14 protein-coding genes and 1 pseudogene are annotated in these 15,075 nt (G+C 63.8%); 5 read left to right on the plus strand and 10 right to left on the minus strand.

What is annotated here, in order from left to right; all coding sequences use genetic code 11:
* The first annotated feature begins 6 nt into the window (after positions 1-6).
* From MBR110_RS17570 to MBR110_RS17580, 3 genes are all read left to right on the plus strand, one after another.
* The gene (locus MBR110_RS17570) at positions 7-786 is read left to right on the plus strand and encodes an AraC family transcriptional regulator (protein ID WP_059461107.1); all 780 of its coding nucleotides are present in this window, start codon (positions 7-9) and stop codon (positions 784-786) included.
* Between the two features lie 153 nt (positions 787-939).
* Positions 940-1,701 carry a hypothetical protein gene (locus MBR110_RS17575; protein WP_059474279.1) on the plus strand — a complete coding sequence of 254 codons (762 nt, stop codon included), beginning with the start codon at positions 940-942 and terminating at the stop codon, positions 1,699-1,701.
* A gap of 415 nt (positions 1,702-2,116) precedes the next feature.
* Positions 2,117-2,347 carry a hypothetical protein gene (locus MBR110_RS17580; protein WP_106919417.1) on the plus strand — a complete coding sequence of 77 codons (231 nt, stop codon included), beginning with the start codon at positions 2,117-2,119 and terminating at the stop codon, positions 2,345-2,347.
* A gap of 363 nt (positions 2,348-2,710) precedes the next feature.
* Here the strand turns inward: MBR110_RS17580 and MBR110_RS17585 are convergent, their stop codons facing one another.
* The 5 genes from MBR110_RS17585 to MBR110_RS17605 all read right to left on the minus strand — a co-directional run bounded on the left by MBR110_RS17585 (position 2,711) and on the right by MBR110_RS17605 (position 8,012).
* Positions 2,711-3,685, minus strand: coding sequence for a lysylphosphatidylglycerol synthase transmembrane domain-containing protein (locus MBR110_RS17585; RefSeq protein ID WP_059559496.1), 975 nt, complete (start codon positions 3,683-3,685; stop codon positions 2,711-2,713).
* A 228-nt stretch (positions 3,686-3,913) separates the two neighbouring features.
* The gene (gene hpnI, locus MBR110_RS17590; RefSeq protein WP_059462555.1) at positions 3,914-5,068 is read right to left on the minus strand and encodes a bacteriohopanetetrol glucosamine biosynthesis glycosyltransferase HpnI; all 1,155 of its coding nucleotides are present in this window, start codon (positions 5,066-5,068) and stop codon (positions 3,914-3,916) included.
* A gap of 593 nt (positions 5,069-5,661) precedes the next feature.
* Positions 5,662-6,114, minus strand: a complete 453-nt coding sequence (locus MBR110_RS17595) for a MarR family winged helix-turn-helix transcriptional regulator (protein WP_059474280.1) — start codon at positions 6,112-6,114, stop codon at positions 5,662-5,664.
* Positions 6,111-6,539 carry an ester cyclase gene (locus tag MBR110_RS17600; RefSeq protein WP_059735705.1) on the minus strand — a complete coding sequence of 143 codons (429 nt, stop codon included), beginning with the start codon at positions 6,537-6,539 and terminating at the stop codon, positions 6,111-6,113. Before MBR110_RS17600 ends, MBR110_RS17595 begins: the two co-directional genes overlap by 4 nt.
* A 261-nt stretch (positions 6,540-6,800) precedes the next feature.
* Complete coding sequence (locus MBR110_RS17605; protein WP_034193881.1) at positions 6,801-8,012, minus strand: MFS transporter; 1,212 nt, start codon at positions 8,010-8,012, stop codon at positions 6,801-6,803.
* Positions 8,013-8,131: 119 nt separating this feature from the next.
* On the opposite strand from MBR110_RS17605, the pseudogene MBR110_RS17610 reads away from it, so the two are divergent.
* Positions 8,132-9,092 (plus strand): annotated as a pseudogene (locus MBR110_RS17610) (LysR substrate-binding domain-containing protein).
* A gap of 67 nt (positions 9,093-9,159) precedes the next feature.
* Here the strand turns inward: MBR110_RS17610 and MBR110_RS17615 are convergent.
* The 4 genes from MBR110_RS17615 to bla all read right to left on the minus strand — a co-directional run bounded on the left by MBR110_RS17615 (position 9,160) and on the right by bla (position 13,770).
* Positions 9,160-10,002: a VOC family protein gene (locus MBR110_RS17615; RefSeq protein ID WP_014725041.1), complete on the minus strand. Its 843-nt coding sequence runs from the start codon at positions 10,000-10,002 to the stop codon at positions 9,160-9,162.
* A 9-nt stretch (positions 10,003-10,011) separates the two neighbouring features.
* The gene (locus MBR110_RS17620; RefSeq protein ID WP_059462557.1) at positions 10,012-11,331 is read right to left on the minus strand and encodes an NAD(P)/FAD-dependent oxidoreductase; all 1,320 of its coding nucleotides are present in this window, start codon (positions 11,329-11,331) and stop codon (positions 10,012-10,014) included.
* A gap of 427 nt (positions 11,332-11,758) precedes the next feature.
* A complete protein-coding gene (locus MBR110_RS17625) occupies positions 11,759-12,961 on the minus strand; it encodes an acyltransferase family protein (protein WP_043292448.1) in 1,203 nt (400 codons plus the stop codon).
* A complete protein-coding gene (gene bla / locus MBR110_RS17630) occupies positions 12,958-13,770 on the minus strand; it encodes a class A beta-lactamase (RefSeq protein ID WP_060121955.1) in 813 nt (270 codons plus the stop codon). Before bla ends, MBR110_RS17625 begins: the two co-directional genes overlap by 4 nt.
* 4 nt (positions 13,771-13,774) lie before the next feature.
* On the opposite strand from bla, the gene MBR110_RS17635 reads away from it, so the two are divergent.
* Positions 13,775-14,218 (plus strand): hypothetical protein, encoded by a 444-nt coding sequence (locus MBR110_RS17635; RefSeq protein WP_162471375.1) that lies wholly within the window; start codon positions 13,775-13,777, stop codon positions 14,216-14,218.
* A gap of 261 nt (positions 14,219-14,479) precedes the next feature.
* Here MBR110_RS17635 and pcaG read toward each other — a convergent pair whose 3' ends face one another.
* Entirely contained in the window at positions 14,480-15,073 is a 594-nt protein-coding gene (pcaG, locus tag MBR110_RS17640; protein ID WP_059735713.1) for a protocatechuate 3,4-dioxygenase subunit alpha, read from the minus strand.
* Positions 15,074-15,075 lie beyond the last annotated feature (2 nt).

Here is a 15,075-nt window from a genome sequence, read left to right on the forward strand (position 1 = left end):
CGGGCCGTGAGAAATACGCTGCTGGACCCTTACGAACATATCCCGCGGAGCGTGGTGGTCACTGCCAACGACTACGCGGCGGGCACGACTTTCCGCGAGCACGCGCATGCGCGCGGGCAGTTCGCGTTCGCGTCGCGCGGCACGATCAGCGTGTCCACGCCGCACGGGCGCTGGCTGGTGCCGCCGCAGCGCGGGTGCTGGGTACCGGCCGGCGTGCGGCACGAGATGACGATGACCGGGCCGGTCACGATGCTGAACGCGTTCGTGTCGCCCGATGCGGCGCAGTCCGTCGGCTTGCCGGACCGGTGCGGCGTGTACGGCGTGTCGTCGCTGTTGCGGCAACTGCTCGACGACGCGATCGATCTGCCGCCGATGTACGACGTCGAGGGCCGGCCGGGCAAGCTGATGGCGCTGCTCGTCGCGGAAATCGCGACGATGCCGCAGCTGTCGCTGCACGCGCCGCTGCCGGCCGACGCGCGGCTCGCGAAGATCTGCCGGCATTTGTTGGAGTCGCCGTCGATCTCTGCCGATCTCGACCAGGTGGCGACCGATGCGGGCGTGAGCCGGCGCACCTTCACGCGACTGTTCCGCGCGCAGACCGGCGTGAGCTTCGCGGCGTGGCGTCAGCAGGTGTGCATGCTCGCGGCGATCGCGCGGCTGAGCGACGGACAGCCGGTCACGCGTGTCGCGTTAGACCTCGGATATGCGAGCGCGAGCGCGTTTACGTCCGCGTTTAAGCGGATTCTGGGCGAGACGCCGAGTCGGTATGTGGAGGTGCGGCGGTAGGGAGTGGCAGCAATTGCAGAAATGTGGGGGCCGGTAATTGCCGTAGCGCACTTGCGCTTGTCCGTCTGTTGCTCAAGCTTTGTGTCGCGAATCCGTTAACGCGTGGGTCCAGTAGATGTTTGGCCGATGAATACGCGTGGAGATTAGACGGACATGTTGCTGAAAAAAACCGGTTTCGCCGCTTTGATGCTGTTGATTTCGATCGCGGGCCATGCGCGCGATACGACCTCCGAAGTCAATGCTGAAAAAGTGAGTGCGGTCAAGACTGTGACGGTCGTCTATCCAGGCAAGGCCGTGTACATCACGGTGGGGCCGTCCGGCCCGATTCACATTCCGGTTCCGATTCCAGGTGTCGGCGTAGTGGGCGCGCTCGCCACGGGGGCTGTCGCGGGGGCCGTCGGCGTCGGGCTCGGCAAGCACGACAACGATTCGCCGACATCCCTCAATGATCTCGTCACCGCCAGATTCGGCGATACGGGGCTTAACCGGCGCTTCACCGACAGTATCGAAACGGTCCTGCGAAATCATGGCTTCACGGTGCAGGAGGTCGATGCATCGGCGCCGGGCTTGCCGACGCTCAAACCGGACGCACACCGCATGTGGCAGGCAAGCGGCTCGCCCTATCAGGGTAGCGATGCGGTCTTGTTCCTGCGCGTCGGCACCGGTTATGTCACGCCCGGCGGTTTTCACGGTTTCACACGCCGGGTGATCGGCGACATCGTCATGTTCCAGAGCGACACATACGATGCGATTCTCCGACAACACGTCAACTGGAAACAGTCTGGCGACCCGTACAGCTATTCGTCGATCGATGCGCTGGACAGCGATCTCCGACGTGCGATCGATGGGCTCGACGAAGGTCTGATGGCGCAGGTCGATCCGTTCAGCAAGTTGCTCGATTCGATTCCGCGTTAGCGGATAGGGTCCGGAGGGGGCCGCGTGCGACGAGGGTGTAAATAGGCGCGGCTCATGGAACGCGCGGTGTGGTGGCCAATGCCCGCAGAGGATGGTGGCGCCTTCGATACGCCGGCGCAGCGGTCTTATCCATTCGCTGCATCGACGGGATGAATTCGCATTCCCGGAACCGAAGGTCATGCGGGCCATGCCGGAGCCTCGGCCAACGGTTGGCGCAAGATTACGTTTCGAGACCGCGACCGCAATCGGCCAGTTCTCGTCGCCCGCAGAGTGCGGGCTTTATTGCATCAATATTTCGCGCGCTATCTGCCCAGCACAATACTGCGTTCCATATATCCGCCTATTCCCTTCGCGCTCGACGACCGTTAACCGAGGTGAGCAGCATACGTATGCTCGCAACCTCTAGGAGATGTACATGAGCGTTTCTTCTGTTGGCGGTAACCAACAACTCCAACTCCCGATTCAGACTGCGCAAACGGCACAACGCGGCATGACGTCGTCGGAAGCCCGCGAAGTCGGTCCCGATGTCGACGGTGACGGCGACGATGCGGGCGCAAAGGCGGTCCAGGCAGCAGCTGCGCAGCCGGCGCCGAGCGTGAACAGCAGCGGCCAGCAAGTCGGGACGATCATCAACGTCAAGGCCTGAGCGCGCGATTCGTTTCAGCAACCGCGTTCCTCGGCATGAGGTTTCTCGCGGCCTGGACGCGTCCTTCGCACGTCTTCGCTGACGTGCGCTAAGCCCGCACACTGCACCCCAGAAGTTGGCTCCGATCCGACCTTTGGGGTGTTTTCCATGGCGAAGTACATGGAGCAGCAAGCGTACGCATGAGCACTACAGCGCACCGTCCAAGCAGTCGGTACGGGAGCAGATGAAGCACGAAGGCGCATCTAATCGGCAAGCTGCCGCGCGCTTCAACATTCGCAATCGCCCGATCATGCTGATCGCGCAGCGTTTTCGGTCCGGATCGGAAAGACGCGCGGCAGCATGCCTCAATGATTTCCGAAGTCCTTACTCCGTCGTCGGCCTTACCGAACCCCGCCGCCAGGCAAAAGCAAAGAAGGCCGCAGCACCGAGGATCAGCGGAAAATAAAGCGTCGCGAAGCGCCAAAGGACCAGGGCCGGCGCCATGGCATCTTGCGGAATCCAGTTTGCAAATGCTGCCGCAAGCGCCAAGTCGCCGGCGGCACCGCCGGCCGGTATCCCGGTCCAAAGCGCCGCATGCAGAACCACGGCCTGCACCGCCACGACGAATCCGAACGGCAACCGGTAGCCGAGTTCGAGCAGCACGAACCAAAGGACGCCATAGCGAGGCAGCCATTGCAGCGTAGTGAAGACGAGCAAGCCGGCAAACCGGTGGCGAGGCCCCATCATGAGCAGCCCCGCTTGCCGGCGCACACTCTGGCGGAACGCGTCCCACCGGGCTCGCTGGCTCCCGAGCCACTGAATGCGGCCACATGCAGCATTCACCGCGCTCGCGACTTTCCCGCGGCACGCCCATAGCGTCGCTACAAGAATCGCGACACCTGCCAGCATTCCGACGACCATAGACACGTTTGGCCTCGGCACGACCTGAGCCAGCGGACCGACAGCGAACGCAATCGCGATCGGAACCGCCACCGCCAGGAAAGCCAGGTCGAGCGCCTGGTCGGCGCCGACGATCGTCGTGGCCGTCGCCCACGAGGCTCCAGCGCGCTGCAGCAGCCCGATATTGACGCCATATCCTGCTGCACCCAGGGGCGAGACGAGAAAGGCAGAGTCGGTCACGAGGGCGATGCCATATGTGCGTCCGAAAGGAAGACGCAAGCCCAGTGCCGTTTGTATCAGGTACTGTTTGCCAGCCTTGCCCAGCGCGCTCGCAGCGGCGCTCGCCGCCAACACCAGGAACATCTGCATCGAGACGGTCCGCAGCCAGGCAAGCGACTGGTGGGAGCCCACTACGAAAGGTGCCCCCACGGCGAGTCCAACGCCAAGCACAGCGAGCATCGTCGCCGTATTACGGTTGAAAGGCCTGCTCAAAGGAGCCGCCCCGGAACTCGCCGCGGGGCAACGTGGCTTGGCGTTCGCGAGGTGCGCTGCGCCGACGTAAGCGGAAGAATATGAATAAGCATGCGGATGTAAGGATCGTTCCGGCAGCAGCGGCGTCACCCTGAGTGCGATGTGCGACGACACGACGCTGCATGGCACGGCCGGCGGCCGCGCTCGTACCAGCTTTCAGCGTTTTGAATGTAGCATGCCGTTCCGGTCCACGTGAAAAGTGAAGCCGCGCCAGGTGACCAGGGTCGAACTGTAGCTCGCGAGGAAGATCAGGAACAACGCAATATCCCATATCGGCAGCAGCCACAGCTCTCGATGGGGATGGCACAAGGCCCGGTCCGCGCGGAGCTTCAGCCAAAGGCGGGCCAGCAGGGCGATCGCGGCGAGCGACCACGACCAGCTTGCGGCGCCCGACAGTACGATGGTCAGCGTGGCGAACGCAAACGGATGCATCAGCGCCGAGCCCAGGTGGCCCGCCGGATCGATGGAGCGGATCGTGCGGCTCCAGCGTAATTCGTGCGAGATCAGGCTTGCGGCGCTCGTTTCAGCACAGGCGTGGGAAATGAAGAACGGTGGAATCACGACGCGCTCGCCGGCCTTGCGCACGGCCTGACCGATCGCGTGGTCCTCGGCGAGGTGATGCGCAAACTGTTCGAAACCGCCGATCTTGTCCACCGTCGCGCGGCGCATTGCGATGGTCGGTCCCATGCAGGGTTTGGCCAGCCCCAGTGTCAGGCCGGTCACCACGCCCGGAACGAACTGATAGTTGATCGCATTGACAGCCAGGCGTGGCCAGAACCCCGGCGCGGACTTTCCACGATAGATACAGCTCACGAGGCCCACGCCCGGCTTTTGCAATTCGCCTACGACGCTGCGCAAATACTCTGGGCTCACACTGACGTCGCTGTCCGCAAAGATCATCACATCATGGGCCGCCTGCGTCAGCATGTTCACGATGTTGGCGATCTTCCTGTTCGGCCCGTACAGGCGGGCATCCGCTACCACCGTGATGTACGCCTCGGGGTAGAGCGTGCGCAGCATCTCGACCGCCTCCAACGCAGGGTCAGCCGCATCGTGCACGCCGAACAGATATTGCACGTCGCCCGGATAATCCTGCTGAAAGAAGCTCGACAGGTTATCGAGCAGGTTCCACTCGTTACCGTGTAGCGGCTTGACGACCGTGACAGGCGGATAGCTGGAGGGAACTGAAGTCGGGCGCGCAAAAAAGCGCGACATCAATACGCTTGCCAGCAACGTATAAATGATGCCGCCTACGGCCGCCGAAGCTGAGATACCCAGCAGCGCAACGAGCAGCAGATGGGCTGCCCGCATCGTACCTTCGAATGCGGCCAGTCCGGTCATGAGCAGCAGACCGGGTGGGAGAATGATCGACTCAGGCAGTGGTCGATCAGAGCAGCCGAAAAATTTTGACGTGTGGAGGTGTCGAACACGCTCCTGATGGGACTAGCGTCGGTCAAAAGATCGTTCCGGTTGTCGTGAAAACGGTCATGTGCTCTGTCCGGCATGGAACTAGCTATCCTGAAAACGATCCAGGTTGGCAAGACTACGCCTAAATTCTTACATCTTGATGCTCGCCGCTGGATTGTTCCTACCGTCAGGTCGTGCAGCTCCTTTACAGGCTGCTGTATTGCTGCGGCATACGTTTACGTGTACGGACGCCGAGCATCAGAACGCTCGGTTTGCGTGGTGCGGGAATCCGGGATGCCATCTTCGAAGATTTTCGTCCGCCAAGCGCCACGGGGTCTGCACCGGCCCGTGCCTCGGCGGATTTCGGACGGCGGTGCAAGTATCGTCCACCGCAGAGTTGCTATGCGGGGTCTGGATCAGCAAACTGCTGCCGTCTCCCTTTGCACTTCACCCAGCCCCGTGGTCATCATCCGCAACAGGGATGGAGCGAGCCCGATTCAGTCGATCAGCTTGTTGAGCGTTCGAACCGCGGCCTCCAACACCGCGCGTTCTTCGCGGCTCGTCTTCGTCAGCAGTTGCTCGGTAAGCCATTGCGAACGTGCATCTCGCGCCTGCGCAGTCTGTGCACGCCCCGTATCGGTCAGATCCACGACCCAGGCGCGGCGATCTTCATTGTCTACCGTCAAGGTCACCAGCCCTTGTTCGACCAGTTTCTGCACGATCAGCCGCATGGTCTGATGGGTCACGGCTCTGCGCACGGCGAGTGTCGCGATACTCACCGGGCCGCAGCGTTCGAGTAGCGCAAGCGTCTCGTTCTGCGCGTTCGATTGCGTACCGCTTTGCTCGCGAACGACCTTGACCAGACGGCTGACGACATCGCGAATCGCTTCGCCCAACACCGCAGCTTCGGCGGCGCGGTCGCTAGGGGCGTTTCTGGAGATCCGACTCATTTTGGCCGCACCGCGCGTTCGCGAAGTCGCGCAACGACGGCGGCAAGCGTATTGACGCCCCAATGCTCGACATATTGCCCGTCCCGAATGCGGACGATATCGATGACGTCGATCGAAATGTCGTCGCCAGTCGCGTCGACGCCCAGCAGTGGCCCGACATGTTTGCCGGTGATCGACTTCCGCGTCGTGACTTTGTCACCGTCGCATAGTTGTTCGTGAATGTGGATCTCCATGTCGGCAATGGCCGGCCGAAGCACGGACGCAAACGTTGCCCACATCGCTTCGGCACCTCGGCTCGCCTCATTCGGCGCGGACCAGTTGACGAAGTCGGGCGCCATTAGCGCTTCGAAGCAGGCTCGATTGCCATCGCGGATCACTTCGTAGTTGAACCGCTCGACGACAGCTTTGGGATCGTTGCTGTTCATGCTTGTCCTCAATTGTTCGGAAATTCGTTCGCCCCGGCCGAAGGGGGGGAACGAATAATATACAGCAAGGCTGTATATTTCAACCGAATGAGTGCCCGGCTCGGTAGGTGCCCGACCCGGGCGTTCGACTATTCGATGTGAACGAGGACTTGCTACGCCGCCTGGTGCCGAAAGCGCGCATATCGGGATGCCCGCCGTAATCAAGCGGTCGCGCACATCAACGCATTCAATCTGTTGCCATTGACGAGGCGCCCGGTCCGTTCACCGGCGCTTCCCGGACGGAAAGCCGTGGGTCTTCGCTCGCCATGCCGTGAACAGCCCAATCGCAAGCAGCGACGAGACCACCCACGGAAATGCAACGACACCGGTCGTTTCAAGTAATACGCCACCGATGATCCCACTGCCAGCAAACGAGAGATTGAACACCGTCACCAGCGCGGATTGCGCAACGTCGGCGCCATCGCTGGCTGCATCGGCCAGGGCAGTTTGAAGAAGTGTCGGCGCACCGCCGAAACTGAAGCCCCATATCACCACGCCGACCCAGATAACCGCGGGTGACGTGACGCCCAGCCCGAATATCAGCGAAACCATCGCGAAGGCCGCCAGTCCAGCCAGCACCAGCAGACGCAGCGATCCGTCAACGAGAGCACCGATTACCCAAATCCCGAGCATGGCGGAGATACCAAACAGCAACAGCACCGAATCCATGTCGCGGGTGAGTCCGACGGATGCGAGGAACGGCGCAATGTAGGTGTAGAGAATGTAGTGCGGAAGAATCCACGCGCTGACCACGAACAGCACGGACCGCACGCCCGGGATAGCGAGAACTCGCCGCATCGGCAGACGCTGGCCCGCCATCTCGCCGGGATAGTCGGGAACCTTCCAGCACACCAGGGCCATCAGCGCGAGCGACATTCCGGACATGATGCCGAAGATGCTGCGCCAGCCGACCATACTGCCGAGCCACACGCTTAACGGCACACCGACCGACAACGCCAAAGGGATGCCGATCATCGCCACCGCGAGCGCGCGTCCCTGCATCGCCGGGGGAACCATGCGCCGCGCGTAAGACGCCAAAAGGCTCCACGCGAGCCCGGTGGCGAGTCCCACGGCAAAGCGCGTCGCCAGCGTCAGCATGTAGTTCGACGACACTGCGGTGATCGCATTGCAAGCCGCAAAGACGCCGAGCACCAGTAGCAGGACATGCCGGCGCTGCCACCTGCGCACGGCTGCGGTCAGCGGGATGGCCGCTACACCGGAGCCGAGCGCGCAGCACGTCACCAATTGCCCGGCCCACGCTTCGCTCACATGAAACCCTCGTGCAATCTCCGGAAGCAAGCCGGCCGGCACGGCTTCGTTTGCCGTGGCGATGAAGCTGGCCATCGTCAACGCGAGCAACGCTGCCATCGGGAGACGATTTACCGTCGCCGCGCATCCAATACCAATGGCCGCTACACCGCAATCTTCATCCATCTTTCTCTCCATGTTTCCTCGCTTGCCTGCATCCGGGCTTGCGGAGTGGCAGTCTGCTTGGTAAATACGGATTTGATAATTGGCCGCCCGTTTGAATACATCTCAAATCTGGATGAAGAATGGCAACTGATCGACTGGGTGATATGCGTTTGTTCGTGGAGGCGGCGGCACTGGGCAATTTGTCGGCCGCCGGCCGGAAGCTGGGATTTTCCCCGGCAGCAGCGAGCGCACGGCTCGCCAAATTGGAAGCGGCACTATCGACGCGGCTATTCGACCGCAATACGAGGCAACTACGCCTGACCGAAGAGGGGCGGCTATATCACCATCACTGCAGCATTGCATTGAGGGCCATCGAGGATGGCGAGGCTGCTCTCACTGCGAGCCGGGGCATAGCGCGGGGCAAAGTCCGGATATCGGCATCGGCCGATTTCGGTCGCCATCTGCTGAACTCCTGGCTGGAAGCCTTCGTCCGCACGCAGCCCGAGCTCAAAACCGCACTCGACCTTACCGACTCGGTATCGGATTTGCTGCAAGACGAGGTCGATCTCGCGATCCGATTTGGCCGGCCGAACACCCCCTCACTGATTGCACGCCGGCTTGCACCGAACTGGCGAGTGCTATGTGCGTCCCCCCGACTATCTGGCCAAATGCGGCACGCCGCTCGTTCCGGCCGATCTGGTTGCGCATGAGTTCGTCGTTCTGGTTACGGCTGCAGGGCCACTGAACGAGTTTCGCCTGGTGTCGGAAGGCAAGCGTTGCAATCACACCGTGGCAATGGAAAATGCGTGGGAAACCAATGACGGCGCGTTGGCTCGCGCGTGGACACTGGCCGGATATGGCATCGCTCGAAAAACGATCTGGGACGCCGCAGCGGATATTCGCGCCGGCAAACTCCAGGTCGTTCTGCCGGACTGGATCGAAAGCGAACCCGGCATTTATGCCGTGTTGAACCGGAATCGCTATATGACGCCGCGGGTGAGAGTGCTACTGGACTTCCTGGTCGAGCGCTTCCAACGTGCGATATCTGACGGCATCCTGGCCGGGCTCCCGTCGCCATCCGTGTCGGAAAACGCGGACTGATTGCCGTCGCGCGAGTGCTGCGCGCCGGTTGTACGCCCGGCGCGGGCCCACCCGCGCTCCGCCTCATTCAAAACCGCCCCACGCTCGCGCATTCGACGAAGCGCAGCATCGCCCCGTGCGAAACCGCTCCCTCGACCACCACACCGCGTTCGCTTCGCCGCATCTCGACGCCGGCACCGCCCAGCACATCGGCAAGCCGATCGAGCGACTGCACCGTGAACGCGAGCTCCGTGAAGTGCGGTCCGGTGCGCAGCGCCTCTGCGCGCGCTGCGCCGTCGATACGAACCTCGACCTTCCCGCAGCGGATCAGATAGCTTGCATCGTCCAGGCGCGTCGCGCTCGCTGCGAGCACGCGTTCGTAGCGATCGACGGTCATCTCGAGCGCGGCAGCGTCGACGGCAATCGTTATCCCCGCAAGGCTCGTTACGCCGTTCGGATGCAGCGCGCCACCGGGCGGGTAGACGAGTTCCGGCGTCAGATGTTCGCAAGCGAACACGCGGCCGCCCGGCGTATAGGCGACGTCGACCTGCGTGATGCGGAAGCTCGCATCGCCGGTGCCGTTGCGCGTCGCGACGGGCCGCGAAAACGCCACCGGCGGCTCGGCCGGTACGCCCGCCGCGTGCCAGTCGCGATACAGCGCGTCCGCGCTGTCGGTCGCGACCACCATCGCAGCCGCTCCGTCACCGTGTTCGAGAAAGTCGGAGAAGAATGCCGTGACGGGATGCGGCCGGCGAACCGTCAGCAGTTCGAGGTAGCAGCCGTCGAACATCGCGCAATGATTCTCGGAGCCCATGGTGTGATAACCGCGCGGCGTGAGTGCGAATCCCATCCGCGCAAAGTCGTCGCGCGCGGCATCGAGGTCGCGCACCGCGATGACGAAATGGTCGATTCCCGAAAGATGCTGTGTCATGGCAGGTTCCTAATCTCGGTGATCTTTCCAGCGGTAATAGAGCATCGCGCCGATCGCCACACGCCTGACGAGCGCATGGGCGGCGATCGTCCGCAACGTGGAAAACGGCAGCCGCGACGCGCGCTCGTCGCCCGTCAGCGCCACTTCCGCAAGCTCGGGGCCGACCGCGGTCGACAATGCGACGCCGCGACCATTGCAGCCGAACCACGTGTACAGACCGTCATCCAGTTTCACGAAGCGAGGCATCCGGTCCGGCGTGACGGCGAAGTCGCCATGCCACAGATATTCGAAACGAAGCGGCACGTCGTTCAGCTGCGGAAACATCCGCTGCACGCGCGCACCGATGCGCTGCGGCAGCCGGCGCTCATAACCCATCGGCACGACGAGCGCGCCGCCGGTCACGAGTCGCCCGTCGCGATCGAAGCGGGCGAAGTGGAGATCCGACTGCGTATCGGACATGGCGTGATCGAGCGGCAGGATCGAGGCGCGCAGATCGGCCGGTAGCGGCTGGGTGGCCATCTGATACGAGCGCATCGGCAGCAGCGCCTTCGCAATGCCGGGCCACGGCGCGCGCGTGGAGTGGCCGCTGTAACTGTGCGTGGCAATCACGACCCGGCTGGCGTGCACCGCCGCGTCGCCGTGCGCGGCCACCCAGTGCGTGCCCTGTCGCGTCAGCGACGACACGGGCGTGTGCGTATGGATGCATGCGCCCGCGTCCTGCGCGGCGCGCGCGAGTCCGCGGACGAACGCAAGCGGATTCACGTGCCCGCCGGTGGGGTTCTGCCAGCCGCCGTGCCAGAACGACGAGCCGGTCAATTCGGCGGTGCGATCGCGATCCAGCAACTCCACTTCGACGCCGCGCCGCCGCCATTGCTCGACGCGCGAGCGCGCAAGCGCCAGGCGGCTCGCGCGATGTGCGGGCTGCATCCATCCAGCCTGCACGGCCGCGCAGTCGATCCGGTGCCGGCGTGCGAGCTCGAACACGGTGTTCGCAGATTCGCCGATCAGCGAGACGAGCGTTTCGCCCTTGTCCGCACCGTACTCGGCAACGATCGCGTCAGGATCCGCGCGCGTCATGGCCGGGATCACCTGTCCGTTGTTGCGGCCCGACGCGCCCCAGCCGATCTCCGCTGCCTCCAGCACGACCACCCGGGCGCCGCGCTCGGCCGCATGCAGTGCGGCGCTCAGGCCCGTGAAGCCGGCGCCTATGACGAGCAGGTCCGCGAAGTACGTGCCGCTCGGCAGCGGCGCAGTTGCAGCGGCGGGCGCGGCGGTGGCCGCCCACAGCGATGGAGGCAGGCGGCTTGGGTCGAGGCTCGCGTCAGGCATGGCAGATTCCCCGTCCGGAATGGTCCGGTGCGTTTGCATGAATAGGCGTCGTTGAAGAAAACGGGCGGGTGAGGTTCGCCGAGGGTAGGCCGAGCGTGCCTGGCAAACGGCCGGGATACCGTCCGCCATGACTGAGACGGGCTTGCATCGAAGGTTGTCTTGCGTCGAGGGCCATGCGTGTCCTTTCCGTTCAGAGCGGGCACCGCGCGAGCCGGTCGACGACGGCTCGCTTGCTGCGCGCGACTGCTTCCCACATATCGGGTAGTGCGTGCGATTGGGGAATCATATCGTCCGGCAAGGAGAAGCCAATTTCCCTATCTTTTTTGATTCCGATGATTTGGAGATATTTTTTCTATCTAACGCAGGCGCGGTACACGATGCCGAGCGGCGCGCGGAAGCCCGGCGAACTTGCGGACGCCGCGGCGGCTCATTCGAGCCGCTCGCGCGAATCCAGATCGGGGAGGTTCGACGTCGCGCCGATTCGGCGCGGAGCGTTCGCTTGCCGATTGGCACGTCTCGGCGTCAGCCACTTCCGGACGACGCGGTTCGACGGCTCGGCGTAACTGCGCGCGATGGCGGCGCCCAGGCCGACGGAAAGGAGCAGATAGCCGACGAGAAGCGCCAATTTCTCGTCGCCCGTGACGTGCGACGGCGGATAAATGGTTCTCAGCAAGCCGAGCACGATAAGGTGGAACAGATAGAGCTCGTAGCTGAGCTTGCCGAGCGCTTCGATGAGCGCGGACACGCGCGCGGGCCGCAGCGACGTGCCGGCTGCGCAATTCGCGGACAGCAACAGAACCGCCGTGCCGAAGGCAATGGCGGTCACGCCGAGCACGTTGCTTTGCCCGATCGGCCAGGACAGGTAGACGAGCGCCATGCCCGCGGCCGTCAACCCCGTGAACATGGTCTGCGCGCGGCCGTGCCATTTGACTTTGCGTGCGAGCAGGGCCGCGCAGCAACCGATGGCGATGGCATCGAAGCAGGCGAGATACGCATAGAGATAGCCGCCCTCGTCGCCTTGGTGGAAGAAACGATAGGCGGGGCCGGCGACGATGCACGCCAGCCAGAACGCCACGAGCCGCGCCTCCCGGCGAAGCGCGACGCACAGCAGCGGAAACGACAGATAAAACACTTCCTCGACGGAAAGCGACCACAACACGCCGAGCGCATAGTTGGTCCAGCCGTGAGAGCCGACCAGCACGTTCATCCAGAACGTCAACGACGCGAGATTCACCAGCCAGAACGAAACCGGCGTGCCGGCCGGCGAATGATTCTGAAAGATCGCGATGCCGGCCAGCGCCAGCGCGTTGACGATGGCCAACAACAGCAACAGGCAGGGGACGATGCGGGCGATGCGCAGCGCATAGAACGTTCCGAGATCGACGTGGCCGAGTTCGGACCAGCGCCGCATCGCGTTCGTCGTGATCAGATAGCCGGAGATCACGAAGAACATCGTGACGCCGTAGTTGCCGTTTCGCGCAACGGCACGCACCGCATTCCAGCCGAATACGTGCGACAGCGCAGTGTCGTCGAGCCGGTAAGCGATATTGAAATGGTGAAACAGCACGAGCAGGATCGAAAAGCCCCGCAGGAAATCGATCTTCCGGTTTCGCATGTCGGCGCCGTTCATCCCGCGTTCGTCGCCCACTGCACGAATGCCGAGCCGGCCTCGCGCAACGCGGCCTCGCGCGCGTCCATGCTGACGCCCGGCGCATCGTAGTAGACGGCGACGAGCAACGGCGCGCGCCCGGGCGGACGGACTAGCGCGTAGTCGTTCGTCTCGCGGTCGACGCTGGTGCCGGGCCGGTCGGCGGCTAGCCAACCGGCGGGCAACGCGGCGCGAATCCGGTTGAGCCCCGGCTTGCAGTCGGTCATGCCGCGCTCCAGTCGCGCGCGCGAGCCGGCGCTGAGCACGTCGCCGAGCAGCAGGCGCTGCGCCGTGGCGGCGATGGCCTTCGGCGTGGTGGTGTCGAGCACGCCGTGATAGCGGTTCGAGTCGGGCTCGTAGCGGTCGGAGCGCGTCACGGTATCGCCGAGGCCGCGAACGAAGCGCGCCAGCGCCGCAGGGCCGCCGGCGCTGCGCATCAGCAGGATCGCGGCCGTGTTGTCGCTCTCCACCAAAACCGCGCGGCAGAGCGCCTCGATCGACATCGCACCCTGAGCGACGTTGGCCTTCGTCACCGGCGACGTGAAAATCAGGTCCTTTTCCGTGTAGTGGACGAGGCGATCTAGCCGCTCCGAGCCGCTGTCGACGCGTGCCAGGATCTGCGCGGCGAGCAGTCCCTTGAACGTGCTGCACATCAGGAAACGTTCGTCGGCGCGATGGCCGAGCGTGCGTCCCGAGCCGGTATCGATCGCGAACACGCCGAGGCGGCCGCCGCTTCTGCGCTCGATTTCGGCAAGCGGCGATTCTTCGGCTGCGCGCAGCGCGGGAGCCATGCACGTGCCGGCGAGCAGCGGTAATCCGATCAGTAGTTTTCTGCGCAGGAGCGAGTGGGGCACGGTCGGGTCCGGTGGGTTAGGGCAAGGAACAGGAGGAGACACGCTCGACACGTCGAAGCGTGTCACGCGAATCGAGTATCACGTCGCGACGGCCGATGACCGCGCGCGCTTCGAGTACATCGTCGCCGTACGTCGGGGGATTTTCGCAGAGCAGAGGCGCTGTTTGCACGGCACGTTCGAGCCGCTTGGGTCTCTCGCTGCGCTGCGACACACGGGCATCGATTACGGCCTCGAAGAACAAAAAAAGCGCCTGCCGGGTATGGGACAGGCGCGTTTAAAGGCACTCGGTCAGAAAAACCGCGCGAATGAGCCGCCGCTTGAATCACGCATCGCTCGGGCAATTGCTGCGCGGCCCGATTCAATCGCGGCACTTCGCTTGCGATAAGAAAGCATACGCCGCACAACACGCAAACGATATCGCGTGTCTGAGGAAATCGATGTGCTCGTGCAGCATGCGTTTCAAGCGCATGTTTGATACATGTTCAGAATTCGCCGAACGGGCGCGCATCCGCCCACGCCGGTCGTGGATGTTGCAACACGGCATCGAACCTCGCGAGAAAAACGAAACCGCCGGACGACGCGCCTGCTGGCGGCGCGTCGACCCGGCGGTCCGGTGTGATCGACCGGCCGATACCGGCCGGCGCAATTACACGTCGAAGAACACGGTTTCGTCCGGCCCCTGCATGCGGACGTCGAACCGATACACGACCGGGCGCCCCGGCTGCGCGTCGCGCTTCGCCACCAGCGTCGCGCGACGCTCGGCGGGCACCAGGTTCAACACCGGATCGGTCGCGTTCGCCGCGGCTTCGTCGTCGAAATACACGCGCGTGAACGCATGCGTGAGGATCCCGCGCATCATCACCGTCACGTTGATGTGCGGCGCTTCGTCGGCGGCGATGCGGCCGGGCTTCACCGTCTCGACGACGAAGCGGTGCTGCGCATCGGTGCCCGTGCCGACCCGCGCGAAGCCCGTGAAGCCGGACTTCGCGACGTCGTCGCGCGATGCCGGAAAGCGGCCGGCGCCGTCCACCTGCGTGAATTCGAGCATCGCGTCGCTGACGACGTTGCCGTCGCCGTCGAACACCTGCCCGACCAGCAGCACGTGCTCGCCGTCGGCATGCGGTGCGGCGATCGTCGGCGTGAACAGGCTCTTCAGGTCGTAACCGTATTGCTGCGGGCACAGGCCGTACGCGAAGTACGGGCCGACGGTTTGCGAAGGGGTTTGCTTCAGCGTCGTCATGG

This window comes from Burkholderia sp. MBR-1 (assembly GCF_013822785.1).
GTDB classification, from domain to species: Bacteria; Pseudomonadota; Gammaproteobacteria; order Burkholderiales; family Burkholderiaceae; genus Burkholderia; species Burkholderia vietnamiensis.